This window comes from Streptomyces sp. CC224B, from assembly GCF_030010595.1.
GTDB classification, from domain to species: Bacteria; Actinomycetota; Actinomycetes; order Streptomycetales; family Streptomycetaceae; genus Streptomyces; species Streptomyces longispororuber.
The window spans coordinates 1-24,674 of record NZ_JASCXL010000067.1; the positions used below are offsets into that span (position 1 = coordinate 1).

The 24,674-nt window shown below is 75.6% G+C and carries 22 protein-coding genes; 7 read left to right on the plus strand and 15 right to left on the minus strand.

Going from position 1 to position 24,674, the window contains the following annotated elements; translation table 11 throughout:
• The 4 genes from QK440_RS25210 to QK440_RS25225 form a co-directional block, all read right to left on the minus strand.
• On the minus strand, window positions 1-874 hold an 874-nt coding region (locus tag QK440_RS25210; RefSeq protein WP_282795487.1), incomplete at its 3' end, for a carbohydrate ABC transporter permease.
• A gap of 3 nt (window positions 875-877) precedes the next feature.
• Complete coding sequence (locus tag QK440_RS25215; RefSeq protein WP_282795523.1) at window positions 878-1,726, minus strand: sugar ABC transporter permease; 849 nt, start codon at window positions 1,724-1,726, stop codon at window positions 878-880.
• A gap of 182 nt (window positions 1,727-1,908) precedes the next feature.
• Window positions 1,909-3,168 (minus strand): sugar ABC transporter substrate-binding protein, encoded by a 1,260-nt coding sequence (locus tag QK440_RS25220; RefSeq protein ID WP_282795488.1) that lies wholly within the window; start codon window positions 3,166-3,168, stop codon window positions 1,909-1,911.
• A gap of 102 nt (window positions 3,169-3,270) precedes the next feature.
• A complete protein-coding gene (locus QK440_RS25225) occupies window positions 3,271-5,130 on the minus strand; it encodes an APC family permease (RefSeq protein WP_282795489.1) in 1,860 nt (619 codons plus the stop codon).
• Between the two features lie 227 nt (window positions 5,131-5,357).
• Between QK440_RS25225 and QK440_RS25230 the strand changes: the two genes are divergently transcribed.
• Entirely contained in the window at window positions 5,358-5,939 is a 582-nt protein-coding gene (locus tag QK440_RS25230; protein ID WP_282795490.1) for a hypothetical protein, read from the plus strand.
• 94 nt (window positions 5,940-6,033) lie between these two features.
• Here the strand turns inward: QK440_RS25230 and QK440_RS25235 are convergent, their stop codons facing one another.
• From QK440_RS25235 to QK440_RS25250, 4 genes are read right to left on the minus strand one after another with little or no spacing between them, the layout of a single operon-like run.
• Complete coding sequence (locus tag QK440_RS25235; protein ID WP_282795491.1) at window positions 6,034-6,975, minus strand: oxidoreductase; 942 nt, start codon at window positions 6,973-6,975, stop codon at window positions 6,034-6,036.
• Window positions 6,976-6,984: 9 nt separating this feature from the next.
• Window positions 6,985-7,374 carry a nitrite reductase small subunit NirD gene (gene nirD, locus QK440_RS25240; RefSeq protein WP_282795492.1) on the minus strand — a complete coding sequence of 130 codons (390 nt, stop codon included), beginning with the start codon at window positions 7,372-7,374 and terminating at the stop codon, window positions 6,985-6,987.
• Window positions 7,371-10,001 (minus strand): nitrite reductase large subunit NirB, encoded by a 2,631-nt coding sequence (nirB, locus tag QK440_RS25245; RefSeq protein ID WP_282795493.1) that lies wholly within the window; start codon window positions 9,999-10,001, stop codon window positions 7,371-7,373. The genes nirD and nirB overlap by 4 nt, the downstream gene beginning before the upstream one ends.
• A gap of 1 nt (window position 10,002) precedes the next feature.
• Window positions 10,003-11,259, minus strand: coding sequence for an FAD-dependent oxidoreductase (locus QK440_RS25250; RefSeq protein WP_282795494.1), 1,257 nt, complete (start codon window positions 11,257-11,259; stop codon window positions 10,003-10,005).
• 371 nt (window positions 11,260-11,630) lie between these two features.
• On the opposite strand from QK440_RS25250, the gene QK440_RS25255 reads away from it, so the two are divergent.
• The gene (locus tag QK440_RS25255) at window positions 11,631-12,413 is read left to right on the plus strand and encodes a TSUP family transporter (protein ID WP_282795495.1); all 783 of its coding nucleotides are present in this window, start codon (window positions 11,631-11,633) and stop codon (window positions 12,411-12,413) included.
• Between the two features lie 162 nt (window positions 12,414-12,575).
• On the opposite strand, the gene QK440_RS25260 is transcribed toward QK440_RS25255, so the two are convergent.
• From QK440_RS25260 to soxR, 4 genes are all read right to left on the minus strand, one after another.
• Complete coding sequence (locus QK440_RS25260) at window positions 12,576-13,220, minus strand: class F sortase (protein ID WP_282795496.1); 645 nt, start codon at window positions 13,218-13,220, stop codon at window positions 12,576-12,578.
• A gap of 265 nt (window positions 13,221-13,485) precedes the next feature.
• Window positions 13,486-14,025, minus strand: a complete 540-nt coding sequence (locus tag QK440_RS25265; RefSeq protein WP_282795497.1) for a hypothetical protein — start codon at window positions 14,023-14,025, stop codon at window positions 13,486-13,488.
• A gap of 303 nt (window positions 14,026-14,328) precedes the next feature.
• Window positions 14,329-15,153 carry an aminotransferase class IV gene (locus QK440_RS25270; protein ID WP_282795498.1) on the minus strand — a complete coding sequence of 275 codons (825 nt, stop codon included), beginning with the start codon at window positions 15,151-15,153 and terminating at the stop codon, window positions 14,329-14,331.
• A gap of 42 nt (window positions 15,154-15,195) precedes the next feature.
• Complete coding sequence (gene soxR / locus QK440_RS25275; RefSeq protein ID WP_282795499.1) at window positions 15,196-15,654, minus strand: redox-sensitive transcriptional activator SoxR; 459 nt, start codon at window positions 15,652-15,654, stop codon at window positions 15,196-15,198.
• Between the two features lie 63 nt (window positions 15,655-15,717).
• On the opposite strand from soxR, the gene QK440_RS25280 reads away from it, so the two are divergent.
• On the plus strand, window positions 15,718-16,416 hold the full coding sequence (locus tag QK440_RS25280) for an NAD(P)H-dependent oxidoreductase (RefSeq protein WP_282795500.1): 699 nt from the start codon (window positions 15,718-15,720) through the stop codon (window positions 16,414-16,416).
• Window positions 16,417-16,487: 71 nt separating this feature from the next.
• Here QK440_RS25280 and QK440_RS25285 read toward each other — a convergent pair whose 3' ends face one another.
• On the minus strand, window positions 16,488-17,894 hold the full coding sequence (locus QK440_RS25285) for a HAMP domain-containing sensor histidine kinase (protein WP_282795501.1): 1,407 nt from the start codon (window positions 17,892-17,894) through the stop codon (window positions 16,488-16,490).
• 20 nt (window positions 17,895-17,914) lie between these two features.
• Complete coding sequence (locus tag QK440_RS25290; RefSeq protein WP_282795502.1) at window positions 17,915-18,661, minus strand: hypothetical protein; 747 nt, start codon at window positions 18,659-18,661, stop codon at window positions 17,915-17,917.
• Between the two features lie 302 nt (window positions 18,662-18,963).
• Between QK440_RS25290 and cutA the strand changes: the two genes are divergently transcribed.
• Window positions 18,964-19,302 carry a divalent-cation tolerance protein CutA gene (cutA, locus tag QK440_RS25295; protein WP_282795503.1) on the plus strand — a complete coding sequence of 113 codons (339 nt, stop codon included), beginning with the start codon at window positions 18,964-18,966 and terminating at the stop codon, window positions 19,300-19,302.
• On the plus strand, window positions 19,299-19,718 hold the full coding sequence (locus tag QK440_RS25300; RefSeq protein ID WP_282795504.1) for a gamma-glutamylcyclotransferase family protein: 420 nt from the start codon (window positions 19,299-19,301) through the stop codon (window positions 19,716-19,718). The genes cutA and QK440_RS25300 overlap by 4 nt, the downstream gene beginning before the upstream one ends.
• Here QK440_RS25300 and QK440_RS25305 read toward each other — a convergent pair.
• Complete coding sequence (locus QK440_RS25305) at window positions 19,712-21,934, minus strand: molybdopterin oxidoreductase family protein (protein WP_282795505.1); 2,223 nt, start codon at window positions 21,932-21,934, stop codon at window positions 19,712-19,714. The two genes, QK440_RS25300 and QK440_RS25305, sit on opposite strands and share 7 nt — an antisense overlap.
• A gap of 239 nt (window positions 21,935-22,173) precedes the next feature.
• Between QK440_RS25305 and QK440_RS25310 the strand changes: the two genes are divergently transcribed.
• Together QK440_RS25310 and QK440_RS25315 are read left to right on the plus strand one after the other, a co-directional pair.
• Window positions 22,174-23,166, plus strand: coding sequence for a CbiX/SirB N-terminal domain-containing protein (locus QK440_RS25310; protein ID WP_282795506.1), 993 nt, complete (start codon window positions 22,174-22,176; stop codon window positions 23,164-23,166).
• Between the two features lie 46 nt (window positions 23,167-23,212).
• The gene (locus QK440_RS25315) at window positions 23,213-24,601 is read left to right on the plus strand and encodes a deoxyguanosinetriphosphate triphosphohydrolase (protein ID WP_282795507.1); all 1,389 of its coding nucleotides are present in this window, start codon (window positions 23,213-23,215) and stop codon (window positions 24,599-24,601) included.
• Window positions 24,602-24,674 lie beyond the last annotated feature (73 nt).

Genomic DNA, 24,674 nt, shown 5'->3' on the forward strand with positions numbered 1-24,674 from the left:
CGGGCTCGATCAGCGTCAGGCCCTCGACGCCGTCCTGGTCGACCGCGGCGAAGACCTCGCCGACCCCCGCCACGATCCACCGCTGGAAGAACAGGAACACCACGAGCAGCGGCACGATCGACACCGCCGCCGCGACGAACAGCTCGTGCAGCCGGATCACTTGGGAGGTGGTGAAGGAGGCCAGGGCCACCTGGACCGTCCAGGCGTCCCGGTCCTGGCCGATCACCAGCGGCCACAGGAAGGAGTTCCAGGCGCCGATGAACACGATCGTGCCGACGGCCGCGAACACCGGCCGCGCGTTCGGCACGACCACGCGCCAGTACGTGCGCCAGTAGCCGAGGCCGTCCACCCGCGCCGCGTCCTCCAGCTCCCGCGGGAAGCCCAGGAAGTACTGGCGGAAGACGAAGCAGGCGAACGCCGAGAACAGCGTCGGCACGATCAGGCCGCGCAGGGTGGAGATCCAGCCGAGCGACGACACCAGGACGAAGCTCGGCACGAAGGTGACGGCGGCCGGCACCATCATCGTGGCCAGGATCGCGTAGAACACGTGGTCGGCGTAGCGGTAGGGGATGCGGGCCAGGCCGTAGCCCGCGAGCGAGGCGAGCAGCAGGGTGCCCGCGGTCATCAGGACCGCGATGACCGCCGAGTTGAGCAGCGAGCGGGCCATGGGGACGGTGGAGTCCTGGAACAGCTCGGTGACGTTCGAGAAGTGCAGCGTGGAGGGGAAGAACGTCCAGTCGGGCGAGGTGATGTCCGCCTCGGCGGACAGGCCGTTGCGCACCAGCAGGTAGAAGGGGATCAGGAACAGCAGGGCCAGGGCGATCAGCAGGGCCAGGCGCAGCGCCCGCCCCACGCGCACCCACGCGTCGTGCATGTCTCAGGCTCCCTTCCCGTCGGTCCTGCCGAGCCCGAACCAGCGGGCCTGGCCGATCGTCACCACCGCGATGATCAGTGCGAGCAGCACCGCGCCGGCGCTGCCGAGGCCGAGGTTCTGCCCCTGCCCGAGCGCCGTGTAGTAGAGGTAGACGAGCGGAGGGCGGGCGTACGGCGGGTAGCCGCGGGCGTCGGAGAGCAGGTTGTAGAACTCGTCGAAGGCCTGGAAGGCGTTGATGACGAGGAGCAGCACCACCGCCACGGACGTGGCCCGGAGCTGCGGCAGCGTGATGTGGCGCAGCACCTGCCAGCCGGGCCTGGCCCCGTCGACGGCCGCGGCCTCGTACAGGACGGGCGGGATGCGCTGGAGCCCCGCCAGGAAGAGGACCATGTAGAACCCGGCCTGGAGCCACAGCCGTACGGTGACGACGACCAGCCAGTACCAGGGCGGGTCGGTGGTCGACAGCCACGCCGTCTGGTCGGCGCCGAACCAGCCGAGCACGGTGTTCGCGAGCCCGAACCGCACCCCGTTGAAGATCGACATCTTCCAGATCAGGGCCGCGGCGACGTAGCTGCACGCCGCCGGCAGGAAGAACACCGAGCGGAAGAAGGCCTGCGCGCGGCGCAGCCGGTTCACCATCAGCGCGAGCGACAGGGAGAGCACGAACGTCGTCGGCACGATGAAGACCGTGAAGACGGCGAACGTCCACAGGCTGTCGGTGAACGCCTCGTCCCTCAGCATCGTCGTGTAGTTGTCGAGGCCGACGAACTCGGTGGGCGAGACGGTGTTGTGCGCGTCGAAGAAGCTGAGGTAGACGCTCCAGCCCAGCGGTACGTACGTGAAGACGAGCAGGCCGAGCGCGAAGGGGCCGACGAAGACCCAGAACCAGAGGTTCCGATTCTGCGGGCCCGCGAGCCGGCGCGCGAGCGGGGCCCGCGCGCCGGAGCCGGACCCGCCCCGGCGCCCCTCCGCGCGCCCCGCCCGGCCGGGCCCCTCCACGCGCCCCGCCCGGCCGGGCCCCGCGCCGCGTGCCCTCACGAGGACCTCTTCCGCACGCGCTCCAGCTCCGCCGACACCTTCCGTACGACGGACCGCAGCTCGCGCTCCGGGTTCGCGCCGGACTTGATGACGCGGCTGAGCGCGTCCTGGTACGCGGTGCGGCTGGCGGGCGTCCACAGCAGGGGCTCGGCGTAGCCGTGCTCGGTGGAGTAGCGCACGGCGTCGGCGGCCGGGCCCTCGGTGAGCGCGTCGGCCTTCGCGGCCAGGGAGCGCCGGGCGGGGATGTGGAAGCCGTAGCTCAGGGCGAAGTCCCGCTGGTAGTCGGTCTTGTCGACCCACAGCCACTTCACGTACTCCTTGGCGGCCCGCTCGTGCTTCGTACGGGCGCTCACGGCGGCGCCGTACGCCCCGACCGGCACGGCGGGCCTGCCGCCGGGGCCGTCCGCGGGGAACGGCAGGACGCCGAAGTCGTCGCCGAACGCCTTCCGCACGGCGGGCAGCGCCCACAGCCCCGACCACTGCATGGCCGTCAGTTCCTGGACGAACGCCGAGGGGTCCGACCAGTCGGAGGGCGCGCCGAGCAGCAGCGACTTCGCCGCGTACAGCTCGCGCACCTTGGCGAGCGCCCGGGCGGCCGCCGGGTCGTCGAAGCCCACCTTGCCGTCGTCGGTGACGAGGGAGAGGCCCGCCGCGTGCAGCGGGGTGCCGCCGAGGACGCCCGCGCCGCCGTCGTTGCCGAGGAAGAGGCCCTTGGTCTTCTTCGTCGTCAACTCCTTTGCCGCGTCGACGAGTTCGTCGAGCGTCCGGGGCGGCTTCAGGCCCGCGTCGGCGAGGAGGCTCTTGCGGTAGTACAGCACCTGCGCGTCGACGACCTGCGGGATCGCCCAGACGCGGCCCTCGTGCGTCTTGGGCGCGAGCACGACGGGGTTGAAGTCGTCCTTGACGCCGTCCAGGAGGTCGGTGAGGTCGACGACCTGGCCGCCGCGGATCTGGTCCAGCGTCGGGCCGTTGACCTCGAACACGTCCGGGCCCGACGCGGTGAGCAGGGCCGCGGCGGTCTGCTCGTCGTAGTTGCCCGGGCGCCACTGGACCCGGACGTCCGCCTCGTCGTACGCGGCGGCGTACCGCTTGACCGCCTGCTCGGTCCCGGCCTCGCCGTACTGGTGGTACCAGTGCGAGAGGCGGGGCCCGTCGCCGCCCGAACCCCCGCCGCCGCGGCCGGTGTTCGACCCGCACGCGGTGAGCAGCCCGAGCGCCGCGCCCGTGCCGAGCAGTGTCCTGCGACTGATGGTCATGACGTGTCCCCCTGCGTGGATCGACGGGTACGTGTCGGGCCCAACGATCAACCATGCAGGGGGATTACGACAGCTCTATTGCGGCCAGACGAAAGGTGCCGCTCAGCGGCCAGGAGGCAGCCGGAAGCGCAGGCGGCAGATGACGGCGTCCGTGTCGCGGCGGACGGCGTGGGCGAGCACCGCGCCGCGCTGGTTCTGCAGGAGCCGCTCCCACAGGTGCGCCGGTTCCACCTCGGGGATCAGGACGGTGACCCGGGTCCCGGGGTGGTACCGGTACACCCTCCGCACGTACGCGGCCACCGGCCGCCCCACCGTGCGCGCGGGCGACGGCAGCTCCACCAGGTCCACGCCCGGGTTCCACCGCTCCCAGGCGGAGCGCAGCGCCGCCGCGGCCGCGCGGTCCTCGGGGTCGGGGTGTGTGACGGTCACGGCCCGCACCTCGTCGCCGAGGGACACGGCCGCGTTGAGCGCCTCGTGGGTGAGGCGGGACAGGCCGGAGACCGGGACGACCACCAGGGAGTGGTCGCGGCGCGGCGCCTCGGGCACCCGGCCCAGGCCGAGGCCCTCGCCGATGCGCCCGTACGCGCGGTGCACGGCCTCGAAGACGCACACGATCGCGGGCAGCGCGAGGACGATCAGCCAGGCGCCGGCGGTGAACTTCGTGGCGGTGACGACGACCGCCGCGACCCCCGTCAGCACCGCGCCGAAGCCGTTGAGCAGGGCCTTCGCGGGCCGGCCCGCCGCGCGCCAGTGCCGGACCATGCCCGTCTGGCAGAGCGTGAAGCCGACGAAGACGCCGATGGCGAACAGCGGCACCAGCGTGTTGGTGTCCCCGCCGGAGAAGACCAGCAGGGCCCCGCCCGCCACGGCGAGCGCGAGCACGCCGTGGCGGTGGACCTGGCGGTCGGCCTTCAGGGCGAACACGTGCGGCAGGTAGTTGTCCCGGGCCAGCAGGCTCATCAGGACGGGCAGCCCGCCGAAGGAGGTGTTCGCGGACAGCGCGAGCAGGACCACCGTGGCGCACTGCACCACGTAGAAGGCCCAGGTGTGGCCGAGCGAGGCGTCCGTGAGCTGGGCGAGGACGGTGACGCCCTCGACCGGCTGGAGCCCGAAGCGGGAGATCAGCACGGACAGGCCGATCAGCATCACGCCGAGCAGCGCGCCGAGCGCGACCTCCGCGCGCTGGGCCCGCCGGACGCGCGGCGCGCGGAACGACGGCACGGCGTTGGCGATGGCCTCCACCCCGGTGAGCGCGGAGCAGCCCGCGGCGAACGCCTTCAGGAGCAGCAGCGCGCCCACCGCGGTGGTGTTGTCGGCCAGGACGGAGGCGTGCCCGGCGGCGGCCTCGGTGGAGACGGGTCCGTCCCGGAACAGCCCGACCGCCACCACGGTGAGGATCGCGCCGACGAACACGGCCGTCGGCACGACGAACGCCCGCGCCGAGTCCACGACGCCCCGCAGGTTCACCGCCGTGATCAGCGCGAGGACGCCCAGGCACAGCCACAGCCGGTCCCCGTACAGACCGGGGAAGGCGGAGGTCAGCGCGGCGACCCCGGCGGTCACGGCGACGGCCACGTTCAGCACGTAGTCGAGGACGAGCGAGGCGGCGGCGACCAGGCCGGTGCGGCGGCCCAGGTGCGTCTTCGCGGCGGCGTAGGAGCCGCCGCCGTCCGGGAAGGCGGCGATCACCTGGCGGTAGGAGGCGACCAGGACGGCGAGGAGGGCGGCGATCGCGAGCGTCACCGGCAGCGTGAAACCCAGCCCGTGGCCGCCGGCCGCGGCGAGCACCAGCACGACGGCCTCGGGCCCGTAGGCGACGGAGGCCATCGCGTCCAGGGACAGGGCGGCGAGGCCCTGCACCGCGGTCAGGCGGTGACGCTCGCCGGAGTCCGGCACACCGGGGCCGGTATCGGGGGGCTCCTCGATGGCCGGGGCGCCGGGGCGCTCGGAAACGGTCGTCATGGTGGGTGCCTTGCCTTTCGCGACGGGTCGGCCGGTGATCGGCCGTCCACAGCGTCGGCGCGGGCACCGGGCCCGGCACCACCTCTTGGCGGTTCCCTTGCGGGCACGGGCACCTTCTTGACGAGTTGTTAAGAGGTTCGTCAGCGTCTCGTCAAGGCACACCACGGATGTGTATGCGCTCCGTCAACGCCGCTGACGGGACGGGGGGCCGACCTTACGGTGCGCTCATGGGATGTGACTGGAGAACCCGTGCCGCGGCACGCATCGGCGCGGCCCGCGGGCCGGTGCGCGGGCACCGGCCGCCCGGCCCGGACGACGTGGTGGCCGACCGGCGCTGGGCGGCCGACCTGCGGGCCGCCGTCCTCTGCGCGGTCGCGCTGTTCGCCCTGATCGACCTCGTCGACTACGCCGCGGGCACGCTCAGCGCGGCCCGCGCCGTCCTGTGGGCGGCGCTCTCGGTACTCCTGTACGTCGTCCTGCACCCGGTACGCGTCACCGCGGGCCCCGGCTGGATCGCCGTGCGCGGTCCGCTGCGGCGGCGGCACGTGTGCACGAACCTGCTGACCAGCGTGCACGTCTCGGAGACCGTCGCCACGCGGCTCGTGCTGCGGGACTCGCTGGGGCACCGGGTCGAGTTCGACCCGAGGGTCCTGGCGGACAACCCGCTGCTGCTGCACCGGCTCGACGGGGGAGCGCGGGCGGCTGTGCGGTCGGGGCTGTTGCGTACCGGAGCTTGTGAGCTTGGCCAGCTCGTGGCGCGGGTTGAGCGTGGTAGGGCTCGGGCCGTTTTTGAGGTGTCGGGGATGTAGTGCGCCGCCGTTGGGGCTGGGGGTTGTGTGCTGTCCGCGGGCCGTGCGTGGTTGCTCGCGCAGTTCCCCGCGCCCCTTTCGGGGCGCTCACCCGTCAGGCGGGCTTCGGGGTGTCGTCGTAGCGGACGCCCGTCAGTTGTTCCGACGCCTCCCACAGGCGGGTTGAGACGCGGTCGTCCCGGGTCCAGCTCGCCCGGGGGGACGGGGTGGGGGTGCCGCGCCAGCCGAGGACGCGGGGGCCGGTGAAGGAGTCCGGGCGCACCCCGGGGGCCGTGGCCGCGTACAGGGTGGGCAGGGCGCCCGCCGCGGCCGACTGGCCGACCACGCGGGTGGCGGCGGTCATGACGGTCTCGCGGACCCTGCGGCCCTCCAGCCGGGGCCCGGCCGCCTGGAGGTTCGTCGCGGCGTAGCCGGGGTGCGCGGCGGCGGCGACGAGGTCCGCGCCCGCGGCGGCGGCGCGCCGCGCCAGCTCGTGCGTGAACAGCAGGTTCGCGGACTTGGACCGGCCGTAGGCGAGCCAGCGGCGGTAGTGGCGGTCGCTGTTGAGGTCGGTGACGTCGACGTTGCCGAGCAGGTGCAGCATGCTCGACACGGTGACCACCCGGGCGCCGGGTGTCCGCAGCAGGTGCGGCAGGAGCAGCCCGGTGAGCGCGAAGTGCCCGAGGTGGTTGACGCCGAACTGCGCCTCGAACCCGTCGGCGGTGCGCCGGTGCGGCAGGGCCATCACACCGGCGTTGTTGACCAGCAGGTCGAGGCGGCCGCCGCGCTCGCGGTCGTAGCGCTCCGCGAACTCCCGTACGGAGCCCAGGTCGCCGAGGTCCAGGCGCCACAGCGCGGCATCGGCGGACGGCACGTCGGAGAACAGCCGGGCCAGGGCGGCGGAGCCGCGCTCCTCGCTGCGGCAGGCGAGCACCACGCGGGCGCCGCGCCGGGCCAGTTCGCGTGCGGTGCAGTAGCCGATGCCGCTGTTGGCGCCGGTGACCACCGCCGCACGGTCACTGAGGTCCGGGATGTCGTGCGCGCTCCAGTCCGTCATGCGCCGAGGCTACGCCGCGAGCCGCACCTCGTACACGCCCACCCGGACCTCGTCGTCGTCCAGGCACGCGCCCGTCACCAGGTCGAACCGCTGCTTGAGCAGGGGCGAGGCCACGAACACCCGGCCGCCCGCCGAGCCGAGCAGCCCGCGCGAGAGCACGGCCGCGCCGGAGAACGGGTCGCGGTTGTCGACGGCGTAGACCCGCCCGGCGCGGTCCAGGAACAGCGCGGCCTGCCGCCGCCCGTCCGGCAGCAGCACGGCGACGCCGCGGCCGGGGGTGAGCAGACCGGCCGCGCACATCGTCAGCCAGCGTCCGTCCAGGCGCAGCTGGACGCTCGCGCCGCCGGCCGCCGGGGCCGGGACGGCGGGGGAGGGCGGGGTCACGGTGGAGGTCGTCATGAGGCCGGGGTTCCTTCCAGGTCGGCGGTGCGGCGGGGACCGAGGGTCAGCAGGGGCAGGTCGGGCTTGATCTGCTCGCGCTCGGGGACGAAGGCGACCATCGGGTCGGGGGCGCCGGGCGCGTTCACGAACGACACGAAGCGGGCCAGGCGCTCGGGGTCGTCGAGGGTGGCCGCCCACTCGTCGCGGTAGTGCGTGACGTGCTCGGCCATCAGCGCCTCCAGCTCCGCGCACAGCCCGAGCGAGTCGTCCACGACCACCTCGCGCACGTGGTCGACGCCGCCCTCGATCCGCTCCAGCCACGTCGAGGTGCGCTCCAGGCGGTCCGCCGTACGGATGTAGAACATCAGGAACCGGTCGACGATCCGCACCAGTTGCTCGTCGTCCAGGTCCTGCGCGAGCAGGTCGCCGTGGCGCGGGGTGGCGCCGCCGTTGCCGCCGACGTACAGGTTCCAGCCGCCGGAGGTGGCGATCACGCCGAAGTCCTTCGAGCGGGCCTCCGCGCACTCCCGGGCGCACCCCGACACGGCCGATTTCAGCTTGTGCGGCGCCCGCAGGCCCCGGTAGCGCAGCTCCAGGTCGATGGCCATGCGCACCGAGTCCTGCACGCCGTACCGGCACCAGGTCCAGCCGACGCAGGACTTCACCGTGCGCAGCGCCTTGCCGTACGCGTGCCCGGACTCGAAGCCCGCCGCCACGAGCCGCGCCCAGATCAGCGGCAGCTGCTCGACGCGCGCCCCGAACAGGTCGATGCGCTGACCGCCCGTGATCTTCGTGTAGAGGCCGAAGTCGCGGGCCACCTCGCCGATCACGATGAGCTTCTCCGGGGTGATCTCGCCGCCGGGCACGCGCGGCACGACCGAATAGGAGCCGTTCTTCTGGAGGTTGGCGAGGAAGTGGTCGTTGGTGTCCTGGAGCGCGGCCTGTTCGCCGTCCAGGACGTAGCCGTCGGCGCCGATGGCCGGGGCGAGCGAGGCGATGATCGACCCGACGGTGGGCTTGCACGTCTCGCAGCCCTCGCCGCCGCGCGCCTTTTCCCGGCCGTGCGTGTCGAGCAGCTCCGCGAACGACGTGACGCGGCGCACCCGGACGATCTCGTACAGTTCGGCGCGGGTGTGCGGGAAGCAGCCGCACAGCCCCGCGTCGCCGGACGCGGGCAGGAGCTGCCCGACCAGCTTGACGCAACTGCCGCAGCCCGTCCCGGCCTTGGTGCACTTCTTCACCTCCGGCAGCGACGCGCAGGCCTGGATCGCGGCCTTCGTCACGTTGTGGCAGGTGCAGACCACCGCGTCGCCGGGCAGCGCCTCGGGGCCGAGCGCCTTCGCGTCGCCCGCGCCCGACGGGAGCACGAGCTGCTCGGCGGGGACCGGCGGCACCTGCCCGGTCAGCGCCCGCAGCGTGCCGTACGCCTCGGCGTCGCCGACCAGGACCCCGCCGAGCAGTTCACCGCCCGCGCCGACGACGAGCTTCTTGTACGTGCCCGAGCGCGAGTCGGCGTAGACGACGTCCAGGCAGCCCTCGGCCGCCCCGTGCGCGTCGCCGAACGAGGCGACGTCCACGCCGAGCAGCTTCAGCTTGGTCGACATGTCGGCCCCGGTGAACGCCCGCCCCGTACCGGAGGCGATGGCCTCGGCGGCCGTGCGCGCCATCTCGTAGCCGGGGGCGACCAGGCCGTACACGCGGCCGTCGCAGGCCTGCGCGCACTCGCCGATCGCGTACACCGCCGGGTCGCTCGTGCGGCACAGCTCGTCGACCGTGACGCCGCCGCGCTCGCCCACCGCCAGGCCGCAGTCGCGGGCGAGCTGGTCGCGGGGGCGCACGCCGGCGGAGAACACCACCATGTCGGTGGCGACCTCCGAGCCGTCGGAGAGCCGCATGCCCGTCACGGCCCCCGCGCCGTCCGTGAGCACCTCCTGCGTGCCGACGCCCGTGTGCACGGTCAGGCCCCGCCCGGTGAGGGTGCGCAGGAGTGCCGCGCCGCCGCCCTCGTCCACCTGCGCGGGCATCAGCCGGGGCGCGAACTCCACGATGCGCGTGGCGAGGCCGAGCCCCTGGAGCGCGCCCGCGGCCTCCAGGCCGAGCAGCCCGCCGCCGACCACGGCACCCGCCGTGGCGTGCCGCGTCGCGTACTCCTCGATGGCGAGGACGTCGTCGACGGTGCGGTAGACGAAGCAGCCGGTGGCGTCCCTGCCGGGCACCGGCGGCACGAACGGCGCGGAACCGGTGGCCAGGACCAGCGTGTCGTACGTGACGGTGAACCCGGAGCGGGCGGTGACCGTCCGCGCCGCGCGGTCGACGCGCTCGGCCGGGTCGCCGACCCGCAGCTCGATCCGGTGCCGGGCGAGGAAAGCGGGGTCGGTCATGGAGAGGTCGTCCGGCGTCCGCCCCGAGAAGTACGAGGTCAGCTGGACGCGGTCGTAGGCGGGGCGCGGCTCCTCGCACAGTACGACCACGCGGTGCGTGGCGGTGACCCCGCGCTCGGCCAGCTCCTCCAGGAAGCGCTGGCCGACCATGCCGTGGCCGACGAGGACGAGGGCGGGGAGGCCGGCGGACGCATCCGCGGGCAGGCCGTCGGGCAGACCGTCGGGCAGGCCGTGGGGCGAGTCAGCGGGCATGTCGGTGGGCATGTCAGTGGCCTCCGTCGTGGGTGAGCAGGTGCAGCGGCGGGGCGCCGTCGTCCGGCAGGGGCTCGTCCGCCTCCCAGGCGCGGGCGAGGGCGCCGACCGCCGCGAGGTCGCCGAGCAGCACCCCGCCGACGAGCCGGTCGCCACGCACCACGACCGTGCGGTACGTGCCGCGCGTGGCGTCGGCGAGCCGCAGCACATCGTCGTCCGGGCGGGGCTCGGGCTCGCCGAACGCGGCGATGTCCAGCGGGCGTTCGGCATCCGGCAGCGTCAGCCGGGTCAGCGAGCGGGTGCCCGCGTACGGCCGGGCGGACCCCGGCGCGGTCAGGGCCGCGGCCAGCGCGTCGGCCTGGTCGAGGGCGGGCGCGGCCAGGCAGGGCACCCGGCCCGCGTGCTCGGCGCAGTCGCCGATGGCGTGGACACGGGGGTCGCTGGTGCGCAGGGCGTCGTCCACGACCACGCCCCGGCGGACGTCGAGGCCCGCCGCGCGGGCCAGGCCGGTACGGGGCCGGACACCGCAGGCCAGCACGGTCAGATCGGTCTCAAGGACATAGCCGTCGGCCAGCTCCACCGAGGTGACCCGGCCCCCGCTCCGGCCGACGCCCCGCACCCGGCACTCCGTGTGCACCTCCACGCCGAGCCCCGTCAGATGCCGGCGCACCAGCTCCGACGCGGCCGGGTCGAGCTGCCGCTCCATCAGCCGGTCGCCCTGCTGGGCGAGGACCACGTGTGCGCCCCGGCCGGCGAGCGCGCGGGCCGCGCACACGCCGAGCAGCCCGCCGCCGACGACCACGGCACGGCAGCCGGGCCGGGCGGCGGCCGACAGCGCCAGACAGTCGTCGAGGGTCCGGAACGCGTGCACGCCCCCCGGCAGTTCCCTGTCACCCGGCGCGAACAGGCCGCGCAGCGGCGGCAGCACCGGGTTCGCGCCGGTGGCCAGCACCAGCGTCCCGTACGGCACGCGGGAGCCGTCCTCGCACAGCACCACCCGCTCGGCGCGGTCGATCCGCACCGCCCGCGTCCGGTGGTACCTGGCCGGGGCGGGCAGGGCGATCACCTCGGGGCCGAGCCGTCCCGCGAGCACGTCCGTGAGCAGGACGCGGTTGTACGGGGCGTGCGGTTCCTCCCCGATCAGCAGCGCGTCCGGCCCGAGCCGCGCCGCGAGCCGGGCCCCCGCGAGCCCGGCGCCCAGCACGACGACCGGCCCGGGTGCCCGCGCCTCGGCCTCGGTCTCGGCCTCGGCCTCGGATGAAGTGGTCATGCCCCGCAGCCTGCGGGGGCGGTGTTTCCCTGCGGGGGCCCGCGTGTTTCCCCCGGGGAACGGTGACCTCCGGGCGGGCGGGGGGTGGGTGTGAGGGGGGTTTTAGGGCTGGGGGTGGTGGGGGTTGCTGCCCGGCGTGCTTTCCCACCCGCCCGCCCGTGACGGGTGGTGGCATGGGTGCTGGCCGGGCTTGCTTTCCCACCCGCCCACCCGTGACGGGCGGTGACGTGGGTGCTGGCCGGGCTTGCTTTCCCACCCGCCCACCCGTGACGGGCGGTGACATGGGTGCTGTTGGGGCGGAAGGGGTGCAGGGGGCGGTGGCGATGTAAGGGGTTGCGTGTGTCGGAGTGCCCGGGGCTAGGGTCGCGATCATGCCTGACATACCCCTGGCCGCCGTCGTCGTCCTGTGCCTCGCCGCCCTCGCGGCGGGCTGGATCGACGCCGTGGTGGGCGGCGGCGGCCTGCTGCTCCTGCCCGCGCTGCTGCTCGGCCTCCCCGGCTCGACCCCCGCCGCGACCGCGCTCGGCACCAACAAGGCCGTGGCGATCGTCGGCACGACCGGCGCGGCCGTGACGTACGTCCGCAGGGACCCCGTCGACGTGCCGACGGCCGCCCGGATCGGCCTCGCCGCGCTCGCCGGTTCCATGGGCGGCGCGTTCTTCGCCGCGGGGATGAGCACCGAGGTGCTCAAGCCGGTCATCATGGCCGTGCTCGTCGGCGTGGGCGCGTTCGTGATCTTCCGGCCGGACTTCGGCACAGCCCCGGCGACGGGCCCGCTGCCGCCGCGCCGGATCCTGGCCGCCATCGGTATCGCGGGCGTCGGCATCGGCTTCTACGACGGGCTCATCGGCCCCGGCACCGGCACGTTCCTCGTGCTCGCGCTGACGGCGGTGCTCCGGCTCGACCTGGTCCAGGCCTCGGCCAACGCGAAGATCGTCAACTGCTGCACCAACGCGGGCGCCCTGGCGATGTTCGCCTGGCAGGGCGCCGTCCTGTGGCAACTGGCCCTGCTCCTGGCCGCGTTCAACCTGGCGGGCGGCACGCTGGGCGCCCGCACGGCCCTGAAGCGGGGGAGCGGCTTCGTCCGGGTGGTGCTGTTGGTGACGGTGGTGGGGTTGGTGACGAAGATGGCTTATGAGCAGTGGGTGGCTTAGGGCCTCGGGGGTGAGGTGCGGAGCAACGGGTGGGCGGGCGGGAAACCACTCGCCGCGGAGCGGCGCACGATCCCGACGGGTGAGGCGCCGAGCAACGGGCGGGTGGGTGGGAAAGCACCCCGCCGCGGAGCGGCGCAGCACCCCGGCCGGCCCCGGCCGCGCCTACCGAGCCCCGGTGAGGTGGGCGAAAACCACCACGTTCCCCTGGTACCCGGTCCGTTTCGAGTACGCGCCCCCACAGGTGATCACCCGCAACTCGGCCCGCGCAGCGGCCCCGTACACCTTCCGGTCGGGAAACCGCTTGGCGTCGTACACCTCCACCGCGTCCACCGCGAAGAGCGCGACCCCGCCGTCCCGCCGCTCCACCTCGATGACCTGGTTCCGCCGCAGCGCGCCGAGGCGGTAGAAGACGGCGGGCCCGTCCGCGTTGTCGACGTGCCCGGCCATGACGGCCGTACCGCGTTCGCCGGGCGTGGTGCCCGCCTCGTACCACCCGGCGAGGTTCTTGTGCCGCGGCGGCGGCACGTCGAGGCTGCCCTGCCGGGTCAGGCCGAGCCCCATGAGCGGCGCGTCCACGCCGATGGCGGGGATGCGGACGCGGTCGGGCGGCGAGGGCGGCAGCGGCGCGGCCTCGGGCGCCGCCCCGACCCCGGGCGAGGCGGCCTGCGCGGCCGAGGGCTGCGGCGGCGGGTGCTGCGCCGTGCCGCTGTGCACCAGCCACGCCCCGCCGCACAGGGCGAGGGCGGTGCCGACGGCTATGAGCGCGGTGCCGGTCCTGCCGCGCGGCGCGCGGGGGCGGTGGGCCATGGCGTCCCCTCGGGGTCGAGGTCGAATCGAGGTCGCGTTCGCGGCCAGGGGCGGAGGCACGATCAGGGGCGGAGGCACGATCAGGGGCGGAGGCACGATCAGGGACGAGGGCTGGGTCAGGGACGGGGTCGAGGTCCGGAACGAGACCGGACCGGGGCCGGGGCCGGCGGCTGGTCGGGGCCCCTCCCTCCGCCACGGCCGCGAGGGACGGGGCGGCCGGCGGGGGGAGGGGACGGCGGTACCCGCGGACAGCGGAGGGTGTCCGTCAGAACCTGTCGCCTCTCGCCCGGCGATGCAGGAGCCAGGTACCGCCCGCGGCGGCGACGGCGAGAGCAGCCACGCCCGCCGCGGTCTGCACGGGGTCGGGGCCGAGCGCGCCCCCGACTCCCGTTTTCACATGCCCCCTCGGGTGCACGGGGTCCCGCTCGCGCGCGGCCGCCGTGGAGGTGAGCGTCACCGTCAGGTCACCCGCGACCTGGCGGCCCCCCGACGAGGCGCAGCGCGCCACGATCTCGTACGTCCCGGGCTGCGCCGACGGCGGCACCTGGAACCGCCCGGCCGCCTCCCGCGCGCCCGCGGCGGACGTCAGCGTGAACGTGCCCGCGCCGACCGCGCTGGCGTCGCCCGCCGCCGTGCCGTCCGTGCCGCACGCGGTCGTCCGCACCGTGACGGTGGTGCCGGGCGTCACGGGCGACGGCGTGACGTCGAGGCCGCCCGCGGGGGCGGCGGACGCGGGGGCGGCGAGCAGGACCGCGGAGGCGACGGCGAGCGCGGCGGTTCTCGACAGTCGGCGGGCAGTGCGCATGGTGCTTGCTCCTGTCGGGCCTGGGGGCGGTACGCACTGTCGAGGTAACGTGCCCTCCGCCCCGCACGCCTGCTGATGCACCATCAGAAAACCCGGCGCGTCCCGCTTTCTGACGCTCCGACGGATACGTTCCAGCAGGTCACCGGCGTGTCGGGGGAGAGAATCCGAAGGTGCGGCGCGGCACCTGTGAACGGGTGACCCCACCCCGGACCCGCCCCGGCGACCACCCGCCCCGGCGATCACCCCGGCCCCGCCCCGGCGACCGCCCCCGGACCCGCCCCGGCCCCCGTCGCGGATCTCGCCTCAGATCTCGTCCCAGGGCACCCCCTCGTACACCTCGGACACGGTCGCCATCAGCTCCTCGTCGAGAGGGAAGTCGTGGTCGTCGACGCGGCGGACGGGTGACACGCCCCAGGAGTTCGTGACGAACGCGGCCCGGTAGGCCCCCAGGTCCCGCAGGAGGACCGGGCCCCGCCGCGTGGGCAGACCGGCGTCGGCGAGGCGGGGCTCCAGCAGGCCCATGGTGACGCCGCGCAGGTGCGGCGCGTCCGGCCAGACGACCTCGCGGCCGTCGAAGAAGGCGACGTTCGTCACCGCGCCCTCGCTGACCGCCCCGTCCGGCCCGGTGAGCAGCGCCTCGTCGAAGCCCGCGCGCCCCACCCGGCGCCGGTGGTACGCCTGCCCGAAACCGCCCAGGTGCTTGATGTGCGCGACGGGCCGGACGTACGGCACGGACTTCAGGGACTGGGCGCGCCCGGCCATGGTCGCGGGCAGCTCGACGGGCGGGCGGACGGTGACCATCAGGGACGGCACGCCCTCGGGCGCGTGGACGTAGACGCGTACGGCGGCGTCCAGGAGGAGGCCGCCCTCGGGGGTGCCGTCCCCGGCGAGCGCGTGCCGGATCGCCGCGCGCACCCGGTCCTCGTCGAGCCCCTGGTCGAACAGCTCCCGGGTCGCCGCGTCGAGGCGGGCCAGGTGCAGCGCCATGCCGCGCGCCCGGCCGCCCCTGACCTGCATCGCCGTGAAGTGCCCGTAGCCGTCGAGGGCCCGCTGCCGCAGTTGGGCGGGGGTGGCCGGGGCGCCGTCGATCTCCAGCCGCCGTACGTCGGCGGGGTTCGGTGTCGTCATGACGGCAACCGTACGGACCCGCCCGCCGCGGGCCCCCGCCAGTCAGTCCTCAAGCAGCCGGCGTGGCCCCGGCCCGTGCGCGGCCAGCTCGTCCCACGGGTTCGACAGGGCGCACTTGGCGAGCGAGAGGCACCCGCAGCCGATGCACTCCGTGAGGTTGTCGCGCAGCCGCTCCAGGGTGCGGATGCGCTTGTCGAGGTCCTCGCGCCAGCACTCGGAGATGCGCGCCCAGTCCTCCCGGGTCGGCGTACGGTCGTCCGGCAGCAGGCCGAGCACCTCGCGGATGGTGGCGAGGGGGATGCCCAGCCGCTGCGAGGTGCGGATGAAGGCGACGCGGCGCAGCGTGTCGCGGCTGTAGCGGCGCTGGTTCCCGGCGGTGCGGCGGCTGCTGATGAGCCCTTCGCGCTCGTAGAAACGCAAGGCGGAGGGCGCCACTCCGCTGCGCTCGGCGAGCTCGCCGACGGTGGCTTCCTTGGCGCCCGGTGCGAGGTGCGAGGTCATGGCGACAGCGTAGCGACGGAAGCCGCTTGACTTAAACCAAGGTTCAACTACGAACCTGGGTGCATGAACACCACCACAGCCGTCCCGGCTTCCGCTGCTCCTGCTTCTTCCGTTGCTCCCGTCACCTCCGGCGCTGCCGCGACCCCCGACACCGCCGTCGCCTCCGCCCTCACTACCTCGGCCGCGACCCCCGTGAAGGTGGCCGTCGTCGTCGGCAGCAACCGCGAGGGGCGCTTCGGCCCGGTCGTGGCCGAGTGGCTGCTGCGGCACGTGCGGGACCACGCGGGGTTCGAGGTGGACGTCGTCGACCTCGCCGACGTCGACCTGCCCACGTCCCTGTCCTACCGCCCGTCCGGCAGCACCCGCGCCGAGCTCGCCAAGGTCACCCCGAAACTCGCCGCCGCCGACGCCTTCATCGTCCTCACCCCCGAGTACAACCACTCCTACCCCGCGCCCCTGAAGAACGTCATCGACTGGCACGGCCCCGAGTGGCACGCCAAACCCGTCGCCTTCGTCTCCTACGGCGGCCTCTCGGGCGGCCTGCGCGCGGTCGAGCACCTGCGCCCGGTCCTCGCCGAGCTGCACGCCGTCACCATCCGCGAGACCGTCTCCTTCCACAACGCGGGCGCCCTCTTCGACGACGACGGCACCCACAAGGACCCGGCCGCCGCCGACGCCGCCGCGAAGACGATGCTGGACCAGCTCGCGTGGTGGGCCTGGGCCCTGCGGGCGGCCAAGCGGGTACGCCCCTACGGGAGCTGACCCGGCCCCGGAGCGGCCCGGGGGTACCGGGGGTGCCGGGCGGACCCGGGCGGGCCGGGGCGCGGCGCGGGTCACGCCTCCGGCAGCCGCACCGTCGCCACCGCGCCCCCGTCCGGCGCGTTGGCCAGCTCCACCCGGGCGCCGATGGCCGCGGCCTGCCCGAACGCGATGGTCAGGCCGAGCCCGGTGCCCTGCCCGCGCTCGCGGGCGCCGGTCCCGAACCGCCGCGGGCCCTCGCGCAGCAGGTGCTCGGGGAAACCGGGCCCGTGGTCGCGCACGGTCACCACGGCGCCGTCGACGCGCAGGTCGACGGGGGCGCCGCCGTGCTTGCGGGCGTTGGTGACCAGGTTCGCCACGATGCGCTCCAGGCGCCGCGCGTCGGTCCGTACGAGCCGCTCCTCGCCGCGGCCGAACCGCAGGCCCTCGCCCGTGCACTGCCCCGACAGCACCGCGCGCCGCACCATCGCCTCGACGAGCGTGCCCAGCGGGTGCACGTCCAGGTCGGGCCGTTCGGCGTCCGCGTCGAGCCGCGCCACCTCCAGGAGGTCCTCGGTGAGCGCCCGCAGCGCGGCCACCCGGTCGCGCACCAGCTCCGTGGGGCGGCCCGGCGGCAGCAGCTCGGCCGCGGTGTGCAGGCCGGTCAGGGGGGTGCGCAGCTCGTGCGCCACGTCCGCCGTGAACCGCTGCTCGGCCTCCAGGCGCCGCTGGAGCGAGGCGGCCATGGTGTCCACGGCCGTCGCCAGGTCGGCGACCTCGTTCCGGCCGGGCCGGTGGCCGGGCGGCAGCGGATGGCCGATCCGGGCGTCGAGTTCGCCCTGGCTGATGCGCCGGGCGGTGGCGGCCGCGGTGCGCAGGTCCCGGCTGAGGCGGCTGGCCAGCGCGGCCCCGCCGAGCGCGGCCAGCGCGACGACCACGGCTCCCGACACGAGCAGCCGCCGGTCGAACGCGGCCATCTCACCGGCCTGGTCGCGCAGGGACAGGCGTACCGACAGCACGTGACCGCCGTCGCCGCCGAGCCGCCGCGCCGCCCACACCGCCGGGTCGTCGGAGTCCAGGTCGAGATACGTGCCCCGGTGCCCGGAGAGCGCCGCCGCGCGCAGCGGCCCCGGCAGGCCGGGCGCGTCGACGGCGGCGTCCGTGCCGTCGCGGCCACCGCCGTGGTCGACCCGGCCCGTCAGCTCGTAGAGCTGCCGTACCCGCAGCAACTGCGCGGTCGCCCCGGTCCGCGCGCTCGCGCTCACCTGGTCGAGCCGCGCGTGGTGCACCAGAAGCCCGATGGCGACGGCCACGACCGCGCAGCCCGCGGCGAGCAGGGCGGCGATCTTCCAGCGCAGCCCGAGCGAGTTGAGCGCGGCGCGTGCGCGCCGGGGCGCGCACGCGAGGCGCCGGAGCACCTGCCGCGCGCGGGCCCGTGCGGGGGTACGGGCCCGCGCGCGGGTGTCGTGGGCGCGCGGCGTCGGAGGGGTACGGCCGTCCATGTGAGGGATCTGTCCGGACGTCACGAGCGGGTTCCCCGCGTCCGGCCCGGCTCCCCGCCGCTCTCGTGGTCCCCGCCGCTCTCGTGCTTCTCACCGCTGTCGTGCTTCTTACCGCTGTCGTGCTTCTCGCGCTCCTTGCGCTTCTCGTAGCGCTTCGTGTCGCTGACCGCGGACATCCGCGTGCCGTCCCAGTGGTAGCGCACGGCCTGTTCACCGCCCTCCGCGCAGGAACCGCGTACCAGGAGATCCGTACCGAGCAGGTCGACGGAGAGCCGCCTGCCCACGGTGAAGAGCACCGGGTGGACCCGGCCGCCGCGTGCGGCGTACACGGTGAGCGCCGTGCGCCCGCCCTCCAGGTCGATCGCCACGAGCCGCTCCGGCCTGCCGTCGCCGGTCAGGTCGGCGGACGCCGGCGGCCGGATGCCCGGGCGCCCAGGCGCCGCGGCCGACGGGCGACCGGCCAGCGGCCGCAGCCGCGGATCCGCGCGCAGCAGCTCGCGCACGTCCACCTTCGCGAGCCCGCCGGGCCCGACCCGGACCCCGTCGAGCGGCTCGGGTGGCGGCGCCTTCGACCCGGTGTCCGTGCCCGGCGCCTGGGACGCGGCACCCGACCAGTCGGGCCACAGCGGCTCCGGGCTCGGCTGCGCCGCGACCGGCGCCACCGGTTCCCCGGCGACCAGCCCGTCCGAGGCCCCGCAGGCGCAGAGCGCGGCGGCGGCCGGAACGGCGAGAAGCGGACCCAGGAGAAGGCGGAGACGCGGAATCATGGCGGAACCCATGGGGCGAGACGGCGGCTGGACGGCGGCCGGCCGGTCCGTGCTTCGGCGAGGACCGGCCACCTGCGACCGACGCTAAGGAGGGCGCATCACGGAAACCGGGAGATTGTGTAACAGCCAGGGACGAATGCGGACGGAACCCGGCGTCAGGACCTTCGGCCTGGCCGGTAGCCTCACCGGCGCACGGCGCACGGCGCACCACGCACCGAGCACCCTCGGCCCAGAGCCCAGAGCCCCCGGGCCTCGCCCCCGCACCCCGACCCGACGCCCGCCCCCCGAAAGGACCCCCGGCCGTGACCCACCCGACCACCACCCCCGCCGTCCTCCTCGTCCTGACCACCACGGACGCCGCCGACAAGGCCGACACCCTGGCGCGCGGCGCGGTCGAGGCCCGCCTCGCGGCCTGCGCGCAGATCAGCGGCCCCGTCACCTCCGTCTACCGCTGGGAGGGCGCCGTCGAGACGGCCGCCGAGTGGCAGGTGTTCCTGAAGACGACGGACGAGCGGTACGAGGCCCTGGAGTCCTGGCTCCGCGAGGCCCACGACTACGACACCCCCGAGATCATCGCCACCCCCGTGACCCGCGGCAGCGCGGCCTACCTCGCCTGGGTCGCGACGGAGACGACCGCGTGACCGAGGCCCCGCTGCCGTTCTTCGTGTACGGGACGCTGCGCCCCGGCGGGCGCCACCACGCCGCCTTCGTACGCGGACGCGTCGGCGCGGCCACCCCCGCCCGCCTCCCGGACACCGCCCTCTACGCGGGCCCCGGCTACCCGTACGCCGTGGAGGCCCCCGGCGCGGGCCCCGTCCACGGCGACCTGCTGACCGCGCGGCCCGAGTCCTACCCCGCGCTGCTCGCGGACCTCGACCGCCTGGAGGAGTACACGCCCGGCGATCCCCGGAGCCTGTACGTCCGCGCGGCCCGTGACGTCCTGGGCGCGGACGGCACGACGGCCCGGGCCTGGGTCTACGTGGCGGCCCCCCGCCTCGCGGCCCGCCTGCGCGCGACGGCGACACCGCTGCGCGCCCACGCCTGGCCGGGCTACTGAGCCCTCTCCAGCCGCACCGCGCACACCTTGAACTCCGGCATCCGGGACACGGGGTCCAGCGCGGGGTGCGTCAGCGTGTTGGCCCGCCCCTCCCCGGGCCAGTGGAAGGGCATGAACACGGTGTCGGGCCGGATGCCGGACGTGACCCGCGCCGGGGCCACCGCCCGGCCCCGCCGCGACACCACGGCCACCCGCTCCCCGTCGGCGACCCCGAGCCGCGCCGCGAGCCGGGGGTGGAGCTCGACGAAGGGGCCGGGCGCGGCGGCGTTCAGCTCGGCCACGCGCCGGGTCTGCGCCCCGGACTGGTACTGGGCGAGCACCCGCCCGGTGGTGAGCAGCACGGGGTACTCCGCGTCGGGCTCCTCGGCGGCCTCCCGGTGCGTCACCGGCACGAACCGGGCCCGCCCGTCCTCGGTCGCGAACCGCTCCAGGAAGAGCCGCGGCGTCCCCGGATGCACACCGCCCGCCACCCCGGCCTCGTGCGGGGCACCGCCCGCCACCCCTGCCTCGTGCGGGGCACCGCCTGCCGCCCCGGCCCCGTGCGGGGCACCGTCCGCCACCCCCGCCTCCCGCGGCGCGTCCCCGGCCCCGGCCGGGCACGGCCAGAACACGCCCTCGCCGACGCCCTCGGCGAGCCGCCCGTACGTGATGCCCGAGTAGTCCGCGGCCCCGCCCGCGCTGGCCCGGCGCAGCTCCTCGAAGACCTCCTCCGGGTCGGTCGGGAACCCCTTGCCGTGCCCGAGCCGCTCCGCGAGCCCGTGCAGCACCGCGAGGTCGGTGCGCACCCCGGCCGGCGGGTCCACCGCCTTGCGCCGCAGCAGCACCCGCCCCTCCAGGTTCGTCACCGTCCCCGTCTCCTCGGCCCACTGCGTCACCGGCAGCACGACGTCCGCGAGCGCGGCGGTCTCCGACAGCACCACGTCCGCCACGGCGAGGAAGTCCAGGGACCGGATCCGCTCCTCCACGTGCGCGGCCCGCGGCGCCGACACCACCGGGTTGGAGCCCATGAGCAGCAGCGCCCGCACGTCACCCCCGAGCGCGTCCAGCAGCTCGTACGCCGACCGCCCGGGCCCCGGCAGCGTCTCGGGGTCGACGCCCCACACGCCCGCCACATGGGCCCGCGCGGCCGGGTCGGTCAGCTTGCGGTAGCCCGGGAGCTGGTCGGCCTTCTGGCCGTGCTCCCGGCCGCCCTGCCCGTTGCCCTGGCCGGTGAGGCAGCCGTACCCGGACAGCGGGCGGCCCGGACGGCCCGTCGCCAGAGACAGGTTGATCCACGCGGCCACCGTGTCCGTGCCCTTCGCCTGCTGCTCGGGCCCGCGCGCGGTCAGCACCATGGCGTGCTCCGCCGCGCAGAACCGCCGTACCGCCTCCCGGAGTTGCGGCACCGGCACGCCGGTGATCCGCTCCACGTACTCCGGCCAGTGCGCCATCGCCGCCGCCCGCGCCTGCTCCCAGCCGGTGGTGCGCTCCGCGACGTACGCCTCGTCCACCCGGCCCTCGGCCACCACCAGGTGCAGCAGGCCGAGCGCGAGCGCCAGGTCCGTGCCGGGGCGCGGCGCCAGGTGCAGGTCGGCGTGGACGGCGGTGCGGGTGCGGCGCGGGTCGACGACGATCAGCGTGCCGCCACCCGCCTTCATCTCGGTCAGGTGGCGCAGCGCGGGCGGCATGGTCTCCGCCAGGTTGGAGCCGACGAGGAGCACGCACCCGGTGCGGGATACGTCCGCCAGCGGGAACGGCAGACCCCGGTCGAGGCCGAACGCCCGCTGGCCCGCCGCCGCGGCGGACGACATGCAGAACCGCCCGTTGTAGTCGATCTGCGAGGTCCCCAGCACGACCCGCGCGAACTTCCCCAGCGCGTACGCCTTCTCGTTCGTGAGCCCCCCGCCGCCGAACACCCCGCACGCGTCCGCGCCGTGCGCCGCGCGCGTGCGGGCGAGCCCGTCGGCGACGCGGTCGAGGGCCTCCTCCCAGGTGGCCGGTACGAGCCCGCCCGTGGCGTGGGAGCGGACCAGGGGCTCGGTCAGGCGCACCCGGGAGGAGAGCACCTCGGGCGCCGTACGGCCCTTGCCGCACAGCGCGCCGGCGTTGACGGGGAACTCGGGCCGCTCCACCACCTCCACACCACCGGCGCCGCGCGCCAGGCCCATGCCGCACTGGAGCGCGCAGTACGGACAGTGGGTGGGCGTGGCGGCCGGAACGGCGGGGGAGGGCTGCATGCCCCCACCCTCCGACGACCGTGTTTCGCCGCCCGGCCCGCGCCGTTACACCCGCGGTACGCACACCTCCGCGAGCCGTCGGGGCCGGTGTGAGGACCGGTCGGCGAGGCGCGGCCCGTGCGGACCCGCCCGAGGGGCCCTCGGGGGACCCTCCCCGGAGAGCCGCCTGTGAGGATGACCGAAAAGAGCCGTCACGGCGCCGCAACGGCCAGGCAACGTGCCGAGGCCAGGCTCCCTCCATGACACCGCCGACCCCGCGCCCCGACAGGACCCCGAGCCCTCCCGGCAAGCCCCCGCACCCCGACGGCACGGCCCGGCTCGCGACCCGTGTCCCGGGCGAACTCCGCACCCGGCTCGGCCTCGTGCGCCCGTGCGACCCCCGCCGCCAGGCACCGCGCCCCGCGCTCGTCGCGGTCGCCCACGGCAGCCGCGACCCCCGCGCCCTCGCCACCGCGACCGCGCTCCTCGACGCCGTCCGCGCCCACCGCCCCGGCCTCGACGTCCGCCTCGGCCACATCGAGCTGAACGAGCCGCTGCTCACCGACACCCTCGACACCCTCGGCCGGGAGACCACACCCCCGGCCGGGCAGGACACCACGGGCGGCACGGACACCGCGGACACCACGGGCCGCGCGGACCTCGCGGGCGGCGCCGTCCTCGTCCCCCTCCTCCTCAGCCACGGCCTCCACGCCACGCGCGACATCCCCGCCACGGCCGCCGCCGCCCGCGCCGCCCACCCCCGCCTGACCACCCGCCTCGCCGCCCCGCTCGGCCCGCACCCGCTGCTCGCCGAGGCGCTGCACGCCCGCCTCACCGAGGCGGGCTGGCCCGCCGCGCCCCCGGCCCCCGGCAGCCACGGCGTCGTCCTCGCCGCCGCCGGCTCCCGCGACCCCGCGTACGCCGCCGGAGTCCGCCGCGCCGCCGCCCTGCTCGGCCGCCGCCTCGGCGTCCCCGTCGTCCCCGGGTACGCCGCGCCGACCCCGGCCACGCCCGCCACCGTCCCCGCCGCCGTCGCCGCCCTCGAAGCCGCGGGCGTCCGGCGGATCGCCGTCGCCTCGTACTTCACCGCGCCCGGCCGCTTCGCCACCGAGGCCGCGGGCGCCGCGCCGTGGCTCGCCGCCGCGCCCCTGGGCACGCACCCCGCCCTCGTCCGGCTCCTGTTGCACCGCTACGACCAGGCCTGTTCGGCCGTGCCCGCCCCGGCGCGGCGGCGCCCGCCGACGGCCGCCTGAGGGGGGCGCGGCGCATCCCGCAGCGCCCTGCGTCTACTGTCGGTGCATGGCAGGCACCGCACCGCACGCGCACCCCGAGCCGCAGCCCGAGCGCCCGGAGTACCCCACCGCCTTCTCCGCCTCCGCGGTCCTCTCGGGGGACCCCGCCTACGACTCCGCCGCCGCCGAGCGCTGGGCCGCCGAGCCCGACAAACGCCCGGGCCGCACCGCCTTCCAGCGGGACCGCGCCCGCGTCCTGCACTCCGCCGCGCTGCGCCGCCTCGCCGGCAAGACCCAGGTCGTCACCCCCGGCACCAAGAGCCAGGCCTGGGACGCCAGCGCCCGTACGCGCCTGACGCACTCCCTGGAGTGCGCCCAGGTCGGCCGCGAGCTGGGCGCCGCCCTCGGCTGCGACCCGGACCTGGTGGAGACGGCCTGCCTCTCCCACGACCTCGGCCACCCGCCCTTCGGCCACAACGGCGAGCAGGCCCTGAACGAGGTCGCCCAGGACTGCGGCGGCTTCGAGGGCAACGCCCAGTCCCTGCGCCTGCTCACCCGCATCGAGCCCAAGCGCTTCGTCCGGGACCCGGACACCGGCGACCTCGTCAGCGTCGGCCTGAACCTCACCCGCGCCGCCCTGGACGCCGCCACCAAGTACCCCTGGCCGCGCGGCGCCCACCCCGCCGACCCGGGCTCGGTGAAGTTCGGGGTGTACGACGACGACCGGCCCGTCTTCGACTGGGTCCGCGAGGGCGCCCCCGGCCACCGCACCTGCTTCGAGGCGCAGGTCATGGACTGGGCCGACGACGTCGCGTACTCGGTGCACGACGTCGAGGACGGCCTGCACGCGGGCCACATCGACCCCAACCTGCTCGGCGCCGAGCCCGAGCGCCGGGAGGTGTGCGCGGTCGCCGTCGGCCGCTACGTCCCCGCCGACACCGACCCCGAGGAACTCGCCGCCGCCCTCGACCGCCTCCAGGAGCAGGAGTGGTGGCCGCACGGGTACGACGGATCGGCCGTCGCCCAGGCCCGGTTGAAGGACGCCACCAGCCAGCTCATCGGCCGCTTCTGCCTCGCCGCGGAGACCGCGACCCGCGCCCGGTACGGGACAGGACCGCTCACCCGGTACGCGGCCGAGCTCGTCGTCCCGCGCGAGGCCCGCCTGGAGTGCGCGGTCCTGAAGGCCGTCGCCGACCGGTACGTGATGCAGCGCGCCGAGCAGACCCGGCTCCGTGCCGACCAGCGCGTCTGCGTCGCCGAACTCGCCGACGCGCTCGCCGCGCGCGCCCCGGAGGGGCTCGACCCGCAGTTCCGCGCGCTGTACGACGCGGCGCCCGACGACCGCGCCGCGAAGCGCGTGGTCGTCGACCAGATCGCGTCCCTCACGGACGCCGCCGCCCGCTCCCTGCACCGGCGGCTCACCGCCCCGCACCGGACGGCACGCACCGGTGAGTGACCAGGGACGATGAACACAGGATGTGACGGAAAGTGGCCGGATCGGAGTAGACCCCCTTCCGTCATCACGCTGC

Bases quoted from the DNA above. Each gene is read 5' to 3' on its own strand.
- QK440_RS25220 (WP_282795488.1), bottom strand. From the start codon at position 3,168: ATGACCATCAGTCGCAGGACACTGCTCGGCACGGGCGCGGCGCTCGGG.
- QK440_RS25225 (WP_282795489.1), bottom strand. From the start codon at position 5,130: ATGACGACCGTTTCCGAGCGCCCCGGCGCCCCGGCCATCGAGGAGCCC.
- QK440_RS25230 (WP_282795490.1), top strand. From the start codon at position 5,358: ATGGGATGTGACTGGAGAACCCGTGCCGCGGCACGCATCGGCGCGGCC.
- QK440_RS25235 (WP_282795491.1), bottom strand. From the start codon at position 6,975: ATGACGGACTGGAGCGCGCACGACATCCCGGACCTCAGTGACCGTGCG.
- nirD (WP_282795492.1), bottom strand. From the start codon at position 7,374: ATGACGACCTCCACCGTGACCCCGCCCTCCCCCGCCGTCCCGGCCCCG.
- nirB (WP_282795493.1), bottom strand. From the start codon at position 10,001: ATGCCCACCGACATGCCCGCTGACTCGCCCCACGGCCTGCCCGACGGT.
- QK440_RS25250 (WP_282795494.1), bottom strand. From the start codon at position 11,259: ATGACCACTTCATCCGAGGCCGAGGCCGAGACCGAGGCCGAGGCGCGG.
- QK440_RS25255 (WP_282795495.1), top strand. From the start codon at position 11,631: ATGCCTGACATACCCCTGGCCGCCGTCGTCGTCCTGTGCCTCGCCGCC.
- QK440_RS25260 (WP_282795496.1), bottom strand. From the start codon at position 13,220: ATGGCCCACCGCCCCCGCGCGCCGCGCGGCAGGACCGGCACCGCGCTC.
- QK440_RS25265 (WP_282795497.1), bottom strand. From the start codon at position 14,025: ATGCGCACTGCCCGCCGACTGTCGAGAACCGCCGCGCTCGCCGTCGCC.
- QK440_RS25270 (WP_282795498.1), bottom strand. From the start codon at position 15,153: ATGACGACACCGAACCCCGCCGACGTACGGCGGCTGGAGATCGACGGC.
- soxR (WP_282795499.1), bottom strand. From the start codon at position 15,654: ATGACCTCGCACCTCGCACCGGGCGCCAAGGAAGCCACCGTCGGCGAG.
- QK440_RS25280 (WP_282795500.1), top strand. From the start codon at position 15,718: ATGAACACCACCACAGCCGTCCCGGCTTCCGCTGCTCCTGCTTCTTCC.
- QK440_RS25285 (WP_282795501.1), bottom strand. From the start codon at position 17,894: ATGGACGGCCGTACCCCTCCGACGCCGCGCGCCCACGACACCCGCGCG.
- QK440_RS25290 (WP_282795502.1), bottom strand. From the start codon at position 18,661: ATGATTCCGCGTCTCCGCCTTCTCCTGGGTCCGCTTCTCGCCGTTCCG.
- QK440_RS25305 (WP_282795505.1), bottom strand. From the start codon at position 21,934: ATGCAGCCCTCCCCCGCCGTTCCGGCCGCCACGCCCACCCACTGTCCG.
- QK440_RS25310 (WP_282795506.1), top strand. From the start codon at position 22,174: ATGACACCGCCGACCCCGCGCCCCGACAGGACCCCGAGCCCTCCCGGC.
- QK440_RS25315 (WP_282795507.1), top strand. From the start codon at position 23,213: ATGGCAGGCACCGCACCGCACGCGCACCCCGAGCCGCAGCCCGAGCGC.